Genomic DNA, 19,980 nt, shown 5'->3' on the forward strand with positions numbered 1-19,980 from the left:
CCGTGGTCCTCGTTAGGAAATCAGTTTTTCAAGTTCATCTGCTGATAAACGATTGAGGGCCTCCAAGGATTTAGCCAAAACATCATGAACGGGCTGCAAATCGGGTTGCAGGGCTTGAACGGCGTCGCTGAATGCCGCCAGATCGGCACTGCCGAACAGGCTGGCAAGGGGGACTTCGAAGCCCAGCAGCTCGCGCAAACGCAGCACCACCTGGGTCGCCAGCAACGAATGACCGCCGAGTTCGAAGAAGTTATCCGCCAGGCCCACTCGCTCCACTTTCAACACGTCGGCCCAGACCTCGGCGATTTGCTCTTGCAACGGGCTGACCGGTGCCACGTAGGCGTTCTGCAACAGATTCGCATCCGGCAGTGGCAGCGCCCTGCGGTCGAGTTTGCCGTTGGCGGTCAGCGGCAGTTGATCGAGCAACAGCCAATGCGCCGGCACCATGTAATCCGGCAGATTGCCCTTGAGTACCTGGCGTACCTGTTCGCGCCATGCACCCTGCTCTGTCGGGGCGATAGACTGCGCAGCGACGAGGTAAGCCACAAGTTGCGCGCCACCGGCGCCCGGCTGATCGAGCACCACGGCCTGGCGGATTTCGGGCAAGGCCAGCAGTTGCGCTTCGATTTCGCCGAGTTCGATGCGGAAGCCGCGAATTTTCACTTGATGGTCTATCCGTCCGCAGTACTCCATCCGCCCGTCGGCGCAGTAGCGCGCCAGATCGCCGGTGCGATACAGCCGCGCACCGCTGTCGCTGAACGGGTTGGGTACGAAGCGCGAGGCACTGAAATCGGCGCGGTTCAGGTAACCGCGGGCGAGTCCGGCGCCGCTGACGTGCAACTCACCGATGCAACCCTTGGGCACCGGGTGGAGATCGGCATCCAGCACGTACCAGGACAAATCCGGAATCGGCTCGCCCAACGGACTGCCAGCGTCGTTGTGCAGGTCGGTCAGGGTCAGCGGTCGATAGGTGACGTGCACCGTGGTTTCGGTGATGCCGTACATGTTGACCAGTTGTGGCGCACTGTCGCCGAAGCGCTCGAACCATGGCCGCAGGCTCTTGACCTCCAGCGCCTCGCCGCCGAACACCACATAACGCAGTGATGGTTGCCCGCTTTCCTGAGCATCGGTGGCCACCTGCATCAATTGCTTGAAGGCCGATGGCGTCTGGTTCAGCACCGTGATCTGCTCACGACACAACAGCGCGTAAAACGCTTGCGGCGAACGGCTGACGCTGTGCGGCACGATCACCAGTCGGCCACCGTGCAGCAACGCGCCAAAGATTTCCCAGACCGAGAAGTCGAACGCGTAGGAGTGGAACAACGTCCAGCGATCCTCGGCGCCGAAGCTGAACCAGTGGTCGGTGGCCTCGAACAAACGCAACACATGCTGATGGGCGAGCAGCGTGCCCTTGGGCTTGCCGGTAGAACCGGAGGTGTAGATCACATACGCCAGGTTGTCGCTGTCCACCGTCACTTGCGGGTCGGTGTCCGGTTGATCCGGCTGCACATCGCCGTCGATGCCCAGCAGCAAGGTCTGAACCTGTGTCGGTAGCGTCAGGTGGGCGAGCACGCCAGGCTGCATCAGCAGCAAGTCGATGCCGCTGTCCTCGACCATGTACTGCAAGCGCTCGGCGGGGTATTGCGGGTCCAGCGGCAGGTAGGCACCGCCCGCCTTGAGGATCGCCAGCAGGCCGACGATCATCTCGATCGAACGTTCCGCCGCCAACCCTACCAGTACGTCGGCACCTACGCCGCGCTCGATGAGCAAATGCGCGAGCCGGTTGGCCCGGCGATTCAACTCGCTGTAGCTGAGTTGCTGATCGTCCAGACTCACGGCAATCGCGTCAGGCGTTTTGTGCGCCTGGGCCGCGATTAGCTGATGCAGGCTCCCGGTTTGCGGGTAGCTGGCGCTGTTGCGGTTCCAGTCGCGCACAATCAATTGCTGCTGCGCGTCATCCATCAGGCGCAACTCGCCCAGCAGATGATCCGCCGTCGATCCGGCCATTTGCCGCAACAGGTGCTGCATCTGGCTGGCGATCTGCTCGATGATCTCGGCGCTGAAATGCCGGCGCGCATAGGCGAACTGCAACGACAGCGTGTCACCCAGATCCACCAGCACGGTCAGCGGCAGGTTGGTTTGTTCGTGGCTGGACACCTGGCCAAAGCGCATGCCTTGCGGCGCGCCCTTGTCCAGTGCCTCGGACACCGGGTAGTTCTCGAACACCAGCAGGCTGTCGAACAAGCCATCACCCCGATGGCCCGACCAGCGCTGAATGTCCGCCAACGGCGTGTATTCGAACTCGCGCAAGGCCAGGTTCTGTGCCTGTACCTGCTGCAACCACGCACCGATCGTTTGCTCGGGACTTGGGCTGGCAATCACCGGCAAGGTGTTGATGAACAATCCGACCTGATGTTCGACGCCTGGCAAATCGGCCGGACGCCCGGCGACCGTGGCGCCGAACGCGACCGTGGCCTGTCCGGTATAGCGTTGCAGCAAGAGTAGCCACGCCGCTTGCACCAAGGTGTTGAGGGTGACTTTCTGCTGACGGGCAAACTCGCTCAGGCGTTGCGTCTGGTCACGATCCATCAGGCGGGTGTGCTGATCATGGGCGCTGGCATCCAGTGCCGGTGTGCTATCGATCCGGCCCTGGGCCAGGCGTGTTGGCTCATCGAGCGTCGCCAACTGCCCTTTCCAGAACTGCTCGCTGGCCTGTGCGTCCTGGCGCTGCAACCAGCCGATGTAATCTGCGTAACGTCCCACCGTGGCGGCCGGCGTCTGCCCGGCATAGCGCTGCAACACCTCGCCGAGCAACTGCGAGTTGCTCCAGCCATCCATCAAAATATGATGACTGGTGTAGATCATCTCGTGGCTGTCATTGCCGGTACGCACCAGCACCAGGCGCAACAGTGGCGCCTGGAGCAGATCAAAGCCTTCACGCAGTTGTTCTTCTGCCAGCGCGTCCAGCGCGGGCATCAGGTCGATGCGATCACGCCAGTCATGCAAGGCGAACGGCAGGTCAGCCCGACGCTGCACGATCTGTAACGGCTGCTCCTGCTCGGTGGTCCAGACGAAACGGGTGCGCAGGATCGAATGATTATCCAGCGCGGCCTGCCAGGCCTGGCGCAGACGCTCGGCGTCCAGGCCCTGGACGCTGACGCGCATCTGATTGATGTAGTCGCCCGACCCTTGCTCGTAAAGGCTGTGGAACAACATGCCCTGCTGCATCGGCGACAGCGGATAGATGTCTTCGACGTCCGCTCCGGCATTCGGCAAGGCATCGAGTTGCGCCTGGGTCAGTGCCGCCAGCGGAACGTCGGACGGCGTGATACCGGCGTGACGACCCTGGCTGCAATGCTCGATCAGCGCCTTCAGTTCCACGGCATACTCATCGGCCAGGCGCTGGACGGTGGCTTCATCGAACATCTCGCGGCTGAAGGTCCAGCCCAGGCTCAGCTCACCGCCATACACACGGCCATTGAGCTCCAGCCAGTTGCCCAGCGGTGCCAGCGGGCTCTGCTCTTCGCCTGCACTTTCGCTGGCCGGCACGAACAACGCGGCGTCATCGAACTGACTGTCGAACTGCCCCAGGTAGTTGAAGGTGATGCGCGGTGACGGCAACTCGCCGAGCACACGGCGCGTGGCCTCATCGCCCATGTAACGCAACACGCCGAAGCCGAGCCCTTTGTCGGGGATCGCTCGCAGCTGTTCCTTGATCTGCTTGATCGAGGCATCGAGGCTGGCGGCCGGTGTGAGGCGCACCGGGAACACACTGGTGAACCAACCGACTGTGCGGGTTACGTCGATGTCGTCGAACAGGTCTTCGCGACCGTGACCCTCAAGCTGGATCAGCGTCGAGTCGTGGCCGGTCCAGCGACAGATCACCCGCGCCAGCGCCGTCATCAACAGGTCGTTGACCTGCGTGCGGTACGCCGCCGGGGCCTGTTGCAGCAGTTGCCGGGTCAGGTCCTGGCCAAGGCGCGTCTGCACCGTCAGGGCATGGCGGTTCTGCACGCTGCCGTGCGGGTTGTCGCACGGCAGGTCAGTCGGCGCACCTTGCAATTGCCCGCGCCACAGGTCCAGTTCGCCTTCAAGGTTTGGCGCATGCTGCTGCAAGCGTTCGGCCCAGTGCTTGAACGCGTTGGTTTTGGCCGGCAGCTTCGCCACCTGTGCGTTGCAGAGCTGCTGATAGGCACTTTGCAGATCCTCCAGCAAAATCCGCCATGACACGCCGTCCACCACCAAGTGATGCACCGCCAGCAGCAAGCGCTGGGAACCATCGGCCAGGCCCAGCAACAGACCGCGCACCAGCGGGCCATCGGCCAGATTGAAACTGCGCTGGGCTTGCAGGCAGGCCTCGTGCAGTTGCGCATCGTCGGTCACAGCGCCTTGCCACAGCAGCGTGTGTGCGCTGTCGAGCGGGCGATGGGTGGCCGTCCAGCCTTCGCTGGTTTGATTGAACGACAGGCGCAACGCATCGTGATGCGCGACCAGGCTTTGCAGGGCCTGCTCCAGAGGTTGTGCGTTCAAGGCTTCGGCCGGCTTGAGCAGCACCGACTGGTTCCAGTGATGACGCTCGGCAATCTCGCTGCCGAAGAACAACTGCTGGAACGGCAGCAATGGCGTCGCGCCGCTGACCGGTCCCTGAGCAACAACCGCCCCGCTGACACCCAGGCGGGCGACGGTGGCTAGTGCCTGCACGTTCTGGTGCTGGAACAGGTCTTTAGGGGTGAACTGGATCCCGGCCTGGCGCGCACGCCCGACCACCTGAATCGAGATGATCGAATCGCCGCCCAGTTCGAAGAAGTTATCCGTCAGCCCGACCCGCTCAAGCTTCAACACATCGGCCCAGACCGCGGCGATGCGCTGTTCCAGTTCGCTGCGCGGCGCAACATAGTCGGCCTTGCCGGTGCCGAGATCAGGTTTGGGCAAGGCTTTGCGATCCAGTTTGCCGTTGGGGCTCAGCGGCATCTGCGCCAGGCTCTGCCAGTGATTTGGCACCATGTAGTCCGGCAGTCCGCGCTGCAAGTGCGCGACCAGGTCCGGGCGCCAATCGGCGCTGGCGTCGGCCAGTACCACGTAGGCCACCAGTTGCTTGCCATCGACCACTGACACCGCGGCTTCGCGCACGCTGTCGTGTTCCAGCAGCCGCGCTTCGATTTCACCCAACTCGATGCGCAGGCCACGCAGCTTGACCTGATGGTCGATCCGCCCGGCGTATTCGATCACGCCATCGGCGCGATAACGGGCCAGGTCGCCGGTGCGGTAGATCCGCTCCCCATCACCAAACGGGCTGACTGCGAACCGCTCGGCGGTCAGCGCCGGACGCTGGTGGTAACCCCGGGCCAGACCTTCACCGGCCAGGTACAACTCGCCCAACACACCGCTTGGCACCGGCTCCAGGTTGTCGTCAAGGATGTAGCAACCGAGGTTGGCGATCGGTTGGCCGATCGGCACGCTGTCGCGACCCTCTTCCACGCAGGTCCAGTGGGTGACGTCGATGGCCGCCTCGGTCGGGCCGTACAGGTTGTACAGAGCAGCGTTCGGCAACTTGGCGAACACGTGCTGCTGCGCATCCGCCGGCAGGGCTTCGCCGCTGCAAACGATACGTTTGAGGCTGGTGCAGCTCGCGACGTCGATATCCTGCACAAAGGCCTGCAACATCGACGGCACAAAGTGCAGCGTGCTGATCTGCTCACGGTTGATCAACGCCACCAGTTTCGCCGGATCGCGATGATCCCCTGGCGCGGCGACGACCAGTCGTGCGCCGGTCATCAACGGCCAGAAGAACTCCCACACCGAAACGTCGAAGCTGAACGGGGTTTTTTGCAGCACGCTGTCGCCAGCGTCCAGAGCGTAGGCTTGCTGCATCCAGCACAAGCGGTTGGTCAGCGCCGAATGGCGGTTGCCCGCGCCTTTCGGCTGGCCGGTGGAGCCCGAGGTGTAGATCACGTAGGCGAGGTTTTCCCCATCGACCGCCACGTTCGGGTTGCTCTGGGCATAACCGCCCAACGGTTCATCCAGCAGCAGCGTTTGCACGCTGGCGGACAGCGGCAGCGCATCGCGCAAATGGCTCTGGGTCAGCAGCCATTGCACGCCGCTGTCTTCGATCATGTAGCGCAAGCGCTCCTGCGGATATTCCGGGTCCAGCGGCACGTAGGCACCGCCGGCCTTGAGTACCGCCAGCAGGCCGATGACCATTCCCAGCGAACGCTCGGCAGCGACGCCCACCAGGCTTTCGGCACCGACACCCAAGCCGATCAGCTTGTGGGCCAATTGGTTGGCGCGGGCATTGAGTTGCGCGTAGCTGAGGGTTTCGTCAGCGAAGACCAGCGCCGGAGCGTGTGGGGTGATCAAGACCTGGGCTTCGATCAACTGCTGCACGCTTGAGGTCAGAGGGTAATCGGTGGCCGTGGCGTTCCAGTCGTGCAGGATGACTTGGCGCTCGGCCGGCGCCAGCATCGACAAATCGCTGATCCGCTGGCCTGGCTCGGCCACGATACCGGCCAGCAATGCCTGCCAATGCCCGGCCATGCGCGCAATGGAGGACGCTTCGAACAAGTCGGTGGCGTAGGTCAGCGAGACCCGCAAACCGGCAGCGGTTTCGGCCGAATCCAGGGTCAGGTCGAACTGCGCCGTGGCGCTGTCCCACGCCAGGCTTTCGATACGCAAATCATCCAGGCCGACCCTCGGTGCCTCGGCGCTCTGGTGGTTGAACAACACCTGGAACAACGGGCTGCGGCTCAGGCTGCGCTCCGGCGCCAAGGCGTCGACCAATTGCTCGAACGGCAGGTCTTGATGGGATTGCGCACCCAGCGCGGCTTGTCGGGTTTGCTCCAGCAAATCGCGCACACTCAGCTCGCCATCGATCTGCCCACGCATCACTTGGGTATTGACGAAGAAGCCGATCAAACCCTCTGTTTCGGCGCGGTTGCGGTTGGCAATCGGCACGCCGACGCGAACATCGTTTTGACCGCTGTAACGGTGCAACAGGATCTGGAACGAGGCCAGCAACAGCATGAACAAGGTCACACCTTCGCGTCGTGCAACGTCATGCAGTTGCGTGCTCAGGTTCGAGTCCAGCGCCAGGTCCAGCCGTGCGCCGCGATAGCTTTGCACCGCTGGCCGCGCGTGATCCAGCGGCAACTCCAGCACCGGCTGCTCACCGCCCAGCTGCGCGACCCAGTACGCCAGTTGTCGCTCGCGCTCGCCCGCGTCCATCCACTGACGTTGCCACTGGGCAAAATCGGCGTATTGCAGGGTCAATGGCGTCAGGGGGTGCGGCTGGCCAGCGTGTTCGCTGGTGTACAGTTCAACCAGTTCCTGCACCATGACCTGCATCGACCAGCCATCGGAAACGATGTGGTGCTGAGTGATCACCAAGACATGATCATCCGCCGCCACCTGCAGCAGATTGATTCGCAGCAGCGGCCCGCTCGTCAGATCGAATGGCTGACGGATCTGCGTCTGCACCCAGCCCGGGATTGTGGCTTCGTCGGCTTCAAGGGTTTGCTGGTGGATGTTCACCGAGCCCTGCGGGTGAATGATCTGAACGGTGTGTTCGTCATCCTGGCGGAACGTGGTGCGCAGCGGTTCGTGACGCGCCACCAACCGGTCGACACTGCGTTGCAGCGCCGTGACGTCCAGCGGACCGTGCAGGCGCAAGGCACTCGGCACATGGTAGGCGGCGCTGTCCGGCTCCAGTTGCCAAAGGAACCACTGGCGTTCCTGGGCATAGGACAACGGCATGGGCTGGCCGCGCTCAAGCGCAACCATCGGCAGCGTTACGCTGTGCTGGAACGTCGCGCAACACGCGGCGAAGTCCCCTAGCGTCGGATGTTCGAACAGGGCGCGCATCGGCACATCGAGGGTCAGTTCGTGTCGCACCCGGGAAATCACCTGGGTTGCCAGCAAGGAGTGTCCGCCACGTTCGAAGAAGTGGTCGGTCAGGCCAATCGAGGGGGTCTGCAACACCGCCTCCCAGATTCTTCCAAGCTGAATTTCAAGGTCGCTTTGCGGCGCCACACAGGTGTGCGACCCCTGAGTGAAGTCAACCTTGGGCAGCGCATTGCGGTCGAGTTTGCCGTTGTTGTTGAGCGGCAACGCGGCCAGCAACACCAAGTGTGCCGGCACCATGTAGTCGGGCAATGCCTGGCGCAACGCGGATTTGAGTTGATCGGTCCATTGCGCTTGCACGGACGCTTCGGCGTCAGGCAACCCGGCATCACTCGGCACCACGTACGCCACCAGTCGCGCACCGGTCGGACCGTCCTGAGCGATGACGGCCGCTTCGCGGACGTGATCGCGGGCTTGCAGGCAGGCCTCGATTTCGCCCATTTCGATGCGCAAACCGCGAATTTTCACCTGGTGGTCGATGCGCCCGGCATATTCCAGATCACCGCCGCTGTTGAAGCGCGCCAGGTCACCGCTGCGGTAAAGCCGCGCGCCCGGCTCACGGGCAAACGGATCGGGAAGGAAGCGTTCGGCGGTGAGTGCCGGGCGGTCGAAGTAACTCTGGGCGAGGCTGGCCGGTGCACCGATGCACAACTCGCCGACGCCACCGGCAGGCAACAATTGCCCGGCACTGTCGAGCACGTACAACGCGCGACCGGGAATCGCCCGACCGATCGGGATACCGAAACTGTCGTTGGCATCCGTCAGGCGGCACTCATGCACGCTGGACACGACCGTTGCCTCGGTTGGCCCGTAGGTGTTGAGCAAACGCACATGATTCAGGCCGGCCTCGTGCCAAAGGCGCAGCCCTTCCACCGACATGGCTTCGCCACCGACGTGTACCTGACGCAAATCGCCGAGGGTTTTGATGACACCACTGGCACACTCGCGCGCCAGTAGATACCAGTAAGCGGCCGGCAGGTCGGCGAGCGTCACACCACGGCGGACGATTTCGTCGGCCAGTTGCGTGGCATCCCACAGATCGTCACCGCGCATGACCAGCGCTGCGCCCACACACAACGGTGGGTAGCACTGCTCGACAAAGCCGTCGAAGCTGAACGTCGCGAACTGCAGCACGCGGTCGCTGGCGTCAAGCACCGAATACTCGGCAGCGCTCTGGCAGAACTCGCGCAAGGCATCATGGGCAATGGCAACACCCTTGGGTAGCCCGGTCGAACCCGAGGTGTAGATCACGTAGGCCAGGTCCTCGGCCACCGCGCGGTTCAACGGATCAGTCTCGGGGTAGCCGGCCAGTTCGTCCGCCTGCTCACTCAGACTCAGGCGAGTGATGTGTGATGGCAGCGGCACGTCGCTCAGCAGACCGGACTCACACAACAACAGGTCCAGGCGGCTGTCTTCGATCATGTAGGCCAGCCGCTGGGCCGGGTATTTCGGGTCCAGTGGAACATAGGCCGCGCCGCTTTTGAGGACCGCGAGCAGGCTGACAATCAGCTGCGGGCCGCGACGCATTGCCAGGCCGACACGCTGGCCGGGGCCGACGCCGCTGGCGAGCAGACGGTGTGCAAGACGGTTGGCCTGAGCGTTCAACTGGCCGTAGCTCAGGGTCAGTTCTCCTGCCTGCACAGCCAGCGCATCCGGAGTCGCTTGCGCTTGAGCGGCAATGCGCTGGTGCACCAGCGCGTAGTCATGCAAGCACACCGCTGGCGGCTGGCAGAGCGTCAGCATGGCCTGGGCACCCGCGTCGTCAAGCAGCGCCAGCGTGCCCAATCGGGCGTTTGGCTGAGTGCTCAACTGGGTGAGCAGGTGCTGCAGGTTGGCGCTCAGCTCAATGACTTGCGAAGCACTGAAGCGCGCCGCGTCGTAGCTGAACTCCAGGCTCAAACCTTCACCCAGTTCGATGCCTAGCGTCAGGGGATAGTGCGTGCGTTCGTGGTTGTGCAGGTTAGCGAACGACAGACCGGCCGGAGCACCTTGTTTCAGCGCTTCAGCCACCGGGAAGTTTTCGAATACCAGCAGGCTGTCGAACAGCGCCGAACCCTGTTGCCCTGCCCAGCCCTGGATGTCGTAAAGCGGCACATGCTCGAACTCGCGCAGGGCCAGGTTCAGCCCTTGCAGCTCGCTCAGCCACTGACTGACGGTCTGATCCGGGCTCATCGCACACACCAGCGGCAGGGTGTTGATGAACAGGCCCAGCTGTTGCTCGATTCCCGGCAGCGGTGCCGAACGGCCGGCAACCGTGGCGCCAAAAGCCACGCAATCCTGACCGGTGTAACGCTGCAGCAACAGGCTCCAGGCCGCTTGCAACAGGGTATTGAGCGTGACTTTCTGTTGCCGCGCGAACTCGGAGAGACGCAGGGTTGCCTGCGGGTCCAGGGCAACGCGATGGGCTTCACTGCCCTGCCCGCCCACCGGTGGGCGCAAGGCTTCGGCCAACAGCGTTGGCGCTTGCAGCGGTGACAATGCAGCTTTCCAGAATTGCTCGCCATCGGCAGCCGATTGCTGTTGCAACCAGCCAAGGTAATCGCGGTACTGACCCAATGGCGTCGGCAACGCCTGCCCGGCGGCATAATGTTCAATCACTTCACCCAGCAACTGCGCGTTGCTCCAGCCGTCCATCAAGATGTGGTGGCTGGTGTAAATCAGGTGCCATGCATCGGCGCCGGTATGCACCAGTTTCAGGCGCAACAGCGGCGCCGTATCCAGCGCGAAACCAAGGGCACGCTCGGTATCGGCCAACGTATCCAGATCGGCCGTTTCAAGCACCTCAAGGGGGAATGTCACCTGACGGGCAATCACCTGGTGCGCGGTATCGAGGCCCTGCCAGTGGAAGCTACTGCGCAAAATATCGTGACGATCAAGGGCCGCTTGCCAGGCCTTGGCGAATCGCTGCGGATCCAGGCCCTGGATGTCCAGGCGCAACTGGCTGATATAGGCGCCGACTTCCGGCTCATAGAGGGTATGGAACAGCATGCCCTGCTGCATCGGAGACAGCGGGTACACATCCTCGAGGGTCGAGGCCGCCATCGGCAAGGCATCCAGTTGTGCCTGGGTGATGCGCGCCAACGGGAAGTCGGACGGGGTGGCCAGCGGCGCCTTCAAGGCACAGCAATGTTCAATCAAGCCTTGCAACTGCACGGCGTAATCATCCGCCAGGCGCTGGACCGTCGCGGCATCAAACATCTCGTGGCTGAAGCCCCAGCTCAGGGCCAGCTCACCGCCATACACCTGACCTTCAACGGTCAGCCAGTTGGCCAGCGGCGCCTGCTCATCCTGAGCCGAACCGCCGGGTTCGGTCGCGGGCACCAGCAAGGCCTTCTCGTCGAACTGGCGGTCGAACTGCCCCAGGTAGTTGAACGTGATGCGCGGCTGCGTCAGGGCCGACAGCTGCGCGCCGACCGCCGGATCCGCCAGGTAGCGCAGCACGCCATAACCCAGGCCTTTGTCAGGGACGCCGCGCAGCTGCTCCTTGACCGTCTTGATCGAACCATCGAAGTCGTCGGTGCTGGTCAGATTGACCGGGAACAGACTGGTGAACCAGCCCACCGTACGCGTCAGATCGACATCGTCGAACAGGTCTTCACGGCCATGGCCTTCCAGCTGGATCAAAGTGTCCGGCTGGCCGGTCCAGCGGCTGATGGTGCGCGCCAGCGCCGTCAGCAACAGGTCGTTGACCTGAGTCCGATAGGCCATTGGCGCCTGCTGCAACAGTTGCCGCGTCAGTTCGGCACCGAGGCGCCATTCGATTTTCTGCCCATGTACATTCTGCAAACCGCCGTCGGGGCGATCGCACGGCAGCTCTGCCGCGCAGCTTTGCTGGTGTTTCCAGTACGCCAGTTGCCCATCAAACCGCTGCGTCTGCTCGGCCAGCCGTTCTGTCCAGACCTGATAAGCACTGGTTTTGGCCGGCAACGACACGCGGCCGGCACTGGCCAGTTGTTCGTAGGCCTGCTGCAGGTCTTCAAGCAACACGCGCCAGGAGACACCGTCTACGACCAAGTGATGAATGATCAGCGACAAGCGCTGGCTGCCATCGGCCATGCTGACCAGCAATGCACGCAGCAGCGGCCCGTTTTCCAGGTTCAGGCTGCGCTGCGCTTCGTCGCAGGCGGCGGTCAACTGCTCGGTAGACGTGGCGCCGCGCTGCCACAACTCTGCGCGCTCGACCAGCGGTCCGTGCACCTGCTGCCAGCCGTCCGCGCTGTGGCTGAACCGCAGGCGCAGGGCATCATGGTGATTCAATACGTGGGTCAACGCCGCCTCGAGCCATGCCGCGTTCAACGGTTCACGGGGCGTCAACAGCAGTGATTGGTTCCAGTGTTCACGCGCGACCACCGGTTGTTCGAAAAACAGCGCCTGCACCGGCAACAGCCGTGCTTCACCACTGACCGGTCCCTGATCGACAGCGCTGTGGCTGTCGAGCGTGGCCACCAGCGCCAGACTGCGCACGCTCTGGTACTGGAACAAGTCCCGTGGGCTCAGGCGGATGCCGGCCTGCCGAGCCCGGCTGACCACTTGAATGGAAATGATCGAGTCGCCGCCGAGTTCGAAAAAGTTGTCTTCGAGGCCGACACGCGCAAGGCCCAGCACGTCCTGCCAAATGGCGGCGAGCGTCTTCTGCATGACGTCTTGAGGTTCGACGAAGGCTTGTTGCGGCGTCGCATCCGGCTGCGGCAAGGCTTTGCGGTCAAGCTTGCCGTTGGCGGTGACCGGCAATTTCGCCAGCGTCATCAGGTAGGTCGGGACCATGTATTCCGGCAGGCTGCCCAGCAGCCAGGCCTTGACGTCCTGCTGCCATTGTTCGGCTGGTTCGGCACTCTCAAGTACCAGATACGCCACCAGGTGTTTGCCGCCCTGCACCAGAACCACCGCTTCACGCACCAGCGGATGCTGCATCAACCGGGTTTCGATTTCCCCCAGTTCGATCCGCAGGCCACGCAACTTGACTTGATGATCGAGACGGCCGAGGTATTCGATCACTCCGTCGGCGCGTTGGCGTACCCGGTCACCCGTGCGATACAAACGCGCACCGTCATGGAACGGGCACGGCACAAAACGCTCGGCGGTCAGGCCCGGGCGTCGGTGGTAACTGCGCGCAAGCCCGGCACCGCCGAGGTACAACTCACCGGCCACGCCGCTGGGCACCGGCAAGAGTTCGGCATCGAGGACATGGGTGCGCAGGTTGGCAATCGGTCGACCGATCGGCACGCTGTCGGCACCTTCATCGACACAGGTCCAGTGGGTGACGTCGATGGCCGCTTCGGTCGGGCCATACAGGTTGAACAACCCAGCCTGGGGCAGTTTGGCGAAGACCTGTTGCTGGGCGTCGAGTGGCAAGGCTTCACCACTGCAAACAATCCGTTTGAGACCGACACAGGCCTCGACACCCGGCTCGTGGATAAATGCCTGCAACATCGACGGCACGAAGTGCAGCGTGCTGATGCCGTACTCGCCGATGGTCTCGATCAGGCGCGCCGGTTCTCGATGCGCCCCGGGCGCTGCCCCCACCAGCCGGGCGCCGGTCATCAGCGGCCAGAAAAATTCCCACACCGACACGTCGAAACTGAACGGGGTTTTTTGCAGCACCGCGTCACTGGAGTCCAATCCATAGGCTTCCTGCATCCAGCACAAACGGTTGACCAGCGCCGCATGACTGTTGCCGGCACCCTTGGGTTTACCGGTGGAACCGGAGGTGTAAATCACATACGCGAGGCTCAAAGGAACCACCGCCACTTCGGGACGCTGCTCGCTGTAGGCATCCAGCCGGCCAGTGTCCTGATCGAGGGTAATGACATCGATCGCAACGGTTGGCAAGGCTGGCAACAGTGAAGATTGAGTGAGCAACAGGGCAATGCCGCTGTCTTCGATCATGTACGCCAGGCGTTCTTGCGGGTATTCCGGGTCTAGCGGAACGTAGGCGCCACCGGCTTTCAGAATGGCCAGCAAGCCGATCACCATCTCCAGCGAACGCTCAACGCAAATGCCCACCAGCCCATCCGGTCCCACGCCCTGCTCACGAAGCCGATGAGCCAGCTGATTGGCGCGGGCATCGAGCTGTCCATAGGTCAACGTCCGTGCACCGAACATCAGGGCTGGCGCATCCGGGGTTCGCTGAACCTGAGCTTCGATCAACGCGTGAATGCAGACATCGGTCGGGTAAGCAGCCTGAGTACGGTTCCAGTCATGCACCAGCACCTGCTGTTCACCCGCCTCCAGCAGCGGCATTTCACCGATCCGCTGGCGCTGGTCAGCGACCAGCGCCGTCAGCAGATTGCTCCAGTGGCGCGCCATCCGCTCGATGGTGGCGGCGTCGAAAAGGTCGTCCGCATAGGTCAGCGCAGCGTGCAGCTTGCCGCCCTTCTCCCAGGTATCCAGTGTCAGGTCGAATTGGGTGGTGCGGCTTTGCCAGTCAATGCTGCCCAGCTCCAGGCCCGAGTCGGTGCGGATCGAAGACATGTCCGCAACCTGCGGCTGGTGGTTATACATCACTTGGAACAGCGGCGTGTGGCTGAGGCTGCGCTCCAGTTTCAGCGCATCGACCAGGCGTTCGAACGGCAAGTCCTGATGGGCCTGGGCACCGAGGGCGGTTTCTTTGATCGCTTGCAGCAAGTCGTCGACCCGGGTCTGGCCGTCGAGTTGAGTGCGCAGCACCTGGGTGTTGACGAAGAAACCGATCAGGCCTTCGATCTCGGCGCGGTTGCGGTTGGCGATCGGCACGCCGACGCGGATATCGGTCTGCCCGGTGTAGCGATGCAGCAGCACGTTGAATGCGCCAAGCAAGAGCATGAACAGCGTGATGTTGTGTTTCTGTGCCGTGCTGCGCAGTTGCTCGGCCAGATGGCTGTCGACCGCGAATTCATAGCGGGTGCCGCGATAGCTCGGCATCGCCGGGCGCGAATGGTCCAGCGGCAGCTCCAGCACTGGGTGTTCGTCGCCCAGTTGTGCCTGCCAGTAATCGAGCTGGCGCGCCTGTTCGCCCGCCTCCAGCCAGCGGCGCTGCCACAAGGCGTAGTCGCTGTACTGGATCGGCAACGCCGCAAGTTGCGGTTGCGTGCCCGCCTCAAAGGCGTCGTAGCAGCGGATGAATTCGTCGATCAGCACGTTCATCGACCAGCCGTCGGAAACGATGTGGTGCAGGGTCAACAGCAAGACGTGTTCTTCGTCGGCGAGCTTGAGCAAGGTGACGCGCAGCAGCGGGCCGACCGACAGATCAAACGGCAACACCGATTGCTGCTCGGCTGCGTGGGCGACTGCCACTTCGCGCTCAGTGGCCGGTAACGCACTGAAATCCACATGATCGATGACCAGCGGCGCGCTGGCCGGCACTTGCAGCAAGGTGTCATCGGCCTGCTGCTGGAACACCGTGCGCAGGGTTTCGTGACGCGCCACCAGGCTGGCGAAGGCTTGCTCCAGCGCCGGCAGGTTCAAACGCCCGGTCAGACGCACCGCGCCCGGCAGGTTGTAGGCGCCGCTGTGCGGATCCAGTTGCCAGAGAAACCACATACGTTGCTGGGCGTACGACAGCGCCTGGCGATCCTCGGCGGCTACACCGGCAGGAATGGGGAACCGGGCGAAATCAACGCCTTCCTTTTGCAAGGCCGCAAGGAACATCTGCCGCTTTTCCAGGGGCAGCCCGATAAACCGGCGAGCAAGTTTCAAGGAGTCTTCAGCATTCATTTCTAAGCATCCGGATCGTTGGCAGGAAGCACAAAGGCACGTCGTCCCTATAAAACGAATGCAGACCGGAAAAATTAGCGAATGAGAACAAGTGTCAGCAAGGAGGTAGAACGCGGGGTGTCAGAGCGATGAAGACCATTGTAGGAGCGAGCCTGCTCGCGAAAGCAGTCTGTCAGTCACATCCATATTGAATGTGCCGCCGCAATCGCGAGCAGGCTCGCTCCCACAGGGGATGGGGTGATGTTGGAGATAGGATCAGGCGCTGGCGGCCATGGCGTGTCGGCGATGATGCACGTCGAGCTGGTCCTTGATCACCCGCAGCACCTTGGCCTCGTGCTCATGGATAAAGAAGTGCCCGCCGGCCAGCATGTCCACGGAAAAGCTGCCGTGGGTTTCCTTGCTCCAGCCGATCAACTGCTCGGTGGTGGCACGGTCGGTGGTGCCACCGAGCACGTGCACGGGACATTTGAGCAATGGACGCGGCAACGGCTCAAAACGTCCGCACAGCAAAAAGTCGGCACGCAGGACCGGCAACGTCAGGCTCATCAACTCTTCGTTGGCCAGAATTTCTTCGCTGGTGCCATTGAGCGTGCGCAACTGATCGATCAGTTCTGCGTCGCTCCTCGGCTCGCCAAAACCTCGGTCGTAATCACTGCGCATCGTCGGCGCGGCGGTGCCCGAGGCGAACAGTGCCACCGGTTCCGGGCAACCCAACGCGCGCAAGGCGTGGGCCAGTTCACAAGCCAGCAACGCACCCAGGCTATGGCCGAACAACGCATAAGGCGCGCGCAAGGACGTTTGCAACTCTGCCGCCAATTGGCGGGCCAACGCGCGCATATCGGTCTGCAGTGCTTCGCCAAACCGTGCGCCGCGCCCTGGCAGCTCAACGGGTTGCAACTTCAGCCACTCCGGCAATTTGCGCCGCCAGCGGCTGTAGACCATGGCGCTCGCGCCTGAATAGGGCAGGCACAGCAATGTCAGCTGGGTCACCGGGCTTACCTCGAAAAGTTGTCTGTAATAGAGAACGGATGAGCGCCGCGGGGAATTAGTCGTGCCGATACCCCTGTAGGAGTGAGCCCTGTGGCGAGGGGGCTTGTCGGAACGCCGCATCGCCCCGTTCGGCTGCGAAGCAGTCGTAAACGCGGTTTAACTTTGAAATGCAGGGGCCGCTCCGCAGCCCAACGGGGATAAATCCCATCGCCACAGGTCTCACTCCTGCAGGGGTTCTTTATTTCAAGTGGCGGAAGCTTTGGACTGCGGAACCGAGGACCACGGCGCCAGCAGCGACGGACACCCAGAAACCGCTGCGCGCGCCGAATGCATCGATCAGCCAACCCGAACTCGCCGCACCAATCGCCACGCCAATGCTCAACCCGGTGACCAACCATGTCAGGCCTTCCGTCAGTTTGGCCGGCGGCACAATTCGCTCCACCAATGCCATCGCCACAATCAGCGTCGGCGCAAAAAACAGCCCGGCGACAAACACCGCCAGCGACAGCCCGAGAATGTTCGTCGCCAGCAGCAACGGCAGCGTGGTCACCGCCGTCGCCACCCCGCCATACAGAAACAATCGAGGCAGCGGCACTTTCGAGCGCAACGCCCCGAACGCCAATCCCGCGAGGCAGGAACCGATGGCATACACCGACAACACAATGCTCGCCGCCGCCGGCTGGCCCTGTTGTTGAGCGAAGGCGACGCTGACCACATCCACCACGCCAACGATGGTGCCCATGGCGACCATCAACAGCATCAGCAATTGAATGTCGAGCGAACGGATGATCGAGCCCTGATGGTGTTCTTCATGGGGATGAATCGCCGGCTCGGTATCGCGTTGCAACACAAACGCCGTCACCCCGATCGCCAGCATCAGCAACGCCGCCAACGGCCCGGCCTCGGGGAATGCCACCACGCACAGTCCCACCGACAGCGGCGGCCCGACGATAAAGCAGACTTCGTCCAGTACCGACTCCAGCGCATAGGCGGTTTGCAGTTCCGGCTCGCCGCGATACACATCGGTCCAGCGCGCCCGGACCATCGCCGACATGCTCGGCATGCAACCGGCCAGCGCGGCGAACACAAACAACGTCCACTGCGGCGCCTGCAAGCGAGTGCACAGCAACACCAGCAACAACGCCCCACCACCGATCAGCGCCGAGATCGGCAGAACCCGGCCCTGGCCAAAGCGATCCACCAGCCGCGAGACTTGCGGCGCACAAAACGCCGTGGCCAAGGCAAACGTCGCCGCCACCGCACCGGCCAGACCGTAGCCGCCTTGCAGTTGCGAGAGCATGGTGATCAGGCCGATACCGGTCATGGAAATCGGCATGCGCGCGATCATGCCGGCCAGTACAAAGGCTCTGCTGCCTGGGGCCTTGAACAGCTCGCGGTAGGGATTGGCCATGAGGTCAGGTCTCAAATAGGGCGTGCAAATTGCCATAAGACTGATCGAGGGCAAAGTGAGTATTTGTTGGTTGAATGTGAACGTCGCTCAAACCTTGTACAAAACACTTAGGTCGGCACACCCTCAGGCACTTTAACGAGGCTTTGAAAACGATCTAATAAAAATTTGCAGGGGGTAAAAGCCTTGACTAGATTTCGATTCATACGGGTACACGTCTGAATTTCCCTACGTCGTCTGGTCAGCGGTAAAGGTCCGGTAGCGAAGACACCATGGAGTCTGGCTATGGACGAATTTCTTATTCTGGTCGACCGACAAGACCGCAAAAAAGGCATCGCCGAGAAGTTGCAAGCCCATCAACAGGGCCTTTTGCATCGCGCTTTCTCAATCTTCATTTTTAACAGCGAAGGCCGTTTGCTGCTGCAACAGCGCGCGTTCGGCAAATACCATTCCGAAGGTTTGTGGAGCAATACCTGCTGCGGTCATCCCCGCCCAGGGGAACGGACCGCTGCCGCAGCAAAACGCCGCTTGTTCGAAGAAATGGGCATCACCTGTCAGCTGCGTAAAGTCTTCACCCTTCTCTACCGTGAGCCGGTTTCAAACCAGCTCATCGAGTACGAATACGGCCACATATTCGTCGGGACCTGCGATTGCGAACCCGTCGCCAATACCGAAGAAGCCAATGACTGGCAATGGCAAACACTGTCCGAGCTTCCCGTGCGCATTGCCGCCGCACAGGAGACTTTCACGATCTGGTTTCGCCGGCTGCTCGAAACCATCGGACCCACCGGGCTAAGCGCCTGGAAAGACCTCGCACAAGCGAGTTTCCGGACTGCTCCTCAACAAAGAGACCAGTCATGACCAGTAGCCCCCGGCAGGAACTGACCAGGACATTGGACTCACCGCTGATTGACGGTACAGCCCCTGCCCCGCAAATCTCGTCAACCGTCTCAGGAGACGATCATGTCGGCCACTACCGTCCCTGAAAAGCTTGCTGAGTTGCGCATCCCGGTCTTCGAGTTTCCATGGTCTGGTCACTGCTCCCCCTTTGCGGCCACTATTGAACAGCAAACCAATGCCTGGCTACACAAGCACGGGGTCATTGCGCACGAACACTGCGCCGCCAAGGTCGCCAGAGCCCGATATGGCTGGCTTGCGGCACGCTGCTACCCCCACGCCGAACCGACGCTGCTACAAACCATCGCTGATTACCTTGCCTGGTTTTTCCTCTTCGATGATCTCGTTGATCGCGTCAGTACTTTTTCGCCGACGACGATCACTCACTTGACCGCCATCATCGACGTACTCGATCTGAATCAACTGAGTTCGTTCCCCATTGCACAGGAAGTCGCCTGGCTGGATATCTGCCAACGGCTGAAACAGCAGCTGTCCGGTGAACAGTTCCAACGATTCGCCCAGTCCATGCGAGTGTGGACAAGCACCTGCAGCCTGCTGCTGCTCAATCAGATTCACCGCCAACCGGTGGACACTCGCCAACACGAGACCCTGCGTCGTCATACGAGTGGCGTGGATGCCTGCATGGTGCTGGCCGACATTGCCAGCCATAGCCCCCTGTCGCCCGATGAATACTTTCGAGCCGACCTGCAACAACTGCGGCTACATGCCAACAACATTGCCAGCTGGAGTAACGATATCCAAAGCCTGGCCAAAGAGCTTCATGAACCGGGTCCGCATGGGAACCTGGTGACCTGTCACGCCGCTCTTGGCCATACGTTGCAGGTGAGTGTCGACGTTGTCGCGCAGCGGGTACGCGATGAAATCAGCCACTTTTCCCGCCTCTCTCAATCCGTAGGCACCCATGGGTCGCCAGGCATTTATCACTCCATCACGGCCATGCAGGATTGGCTGCGCGGGTATCAGGACTGGATCGAAAACGACACTCAACGTTACGCGTAAATGTTCACTGAAGAAGAGCAAATGGGCGTGAAGGCGAAGACCCAAGGTGAACTCTGCGCCTCGCAAACCAGTCAGCT

Annotated in this window: 5 protein-coding genes; 2 read left to right on the top strand and 3 right to left on the bottom strand. The window is 62.1% G+C overall.

The window, feature by feature from the left end; translation table 11 throughout:
- Window positions 1-12: 12 nt before the first annotated feature.
- The 3 genes from ACYZT6_RS17610 to ACYZT6_RS17620 form a co-directional block, all read right to left on the bottom strand.
- Window positions 13-15,588, bottom strand: a complete 15,576-nt coding sequence (locus tag ACYZT6_RS17610; protein ID WP_462027990.1) for a non-ribosomal peptide synthetase — start codon at window positions 15,586-15,588, stop codon at window positions 13-15.
- A 255-nt stretch (window positions 15,589-15,843) separates the two neighbouring features.
- The gene (locus ACYZT6_RS17615; protein WP_462027991.1) at window positions 15,844-16,578 is read right to left on the bottom strand and encodes a thioesterase II family protein; all 735 of its coding nucleotides are present in this window, start codon (window positions 16,576-16,578) and stop codon (window positions 15,844-15,846) included.
- Window positions 16,579-16,816: 238 nt separating this feature from the next.
- On the bottom strand, window positions 16,817-17,989 hold the full coding sequence (locus tag ACYZT6_RS17620) for an MFS transporter (RefSeq protein ID WP_462027992.1): 1,173 nt from the start codon (window positions 17,987-17,989) through the stop codon (window positions 16,817-16,819).
- Window positions 17,990-18,271: 282 nt separating this feature from the next.
- Here ACYZT6_RS17620 and idi point away from each other — a divergent pair, with 282 nt between their 5' ends.
- Window positions 18,272-18,847, top strand: coding sequence for an isopentenyl-diphosphate Delta-isomerase (gene idi / locus ACYZT6_RS17625; RefSeq protein WP_462027993.1), 576 nt, complete (start codon window positions 18,272-18,274; stop codon window positions 18,845-18,847).
- Between the two features lie 102 nt (window positions 18,848-18,949).
- The gene (locus ACYZT6_RS17630; RefSeq protein WP_462027994.1) at window positions 18,950-19,903 is read left to right on the top strand and encodes a terpene synthase family protein; all 954 of its coding nucleotides are present in this window, start codon (window positions 18,950-18,952) and stop codon (window positions 19,901-19,903) included.
- The last annotated feature ends 77 nt before the right edge of the window (window positions 19,904-19,980 follow it).

This window comes from Pseudomonas sp. RT6P73, assembly GCF_054897715.1.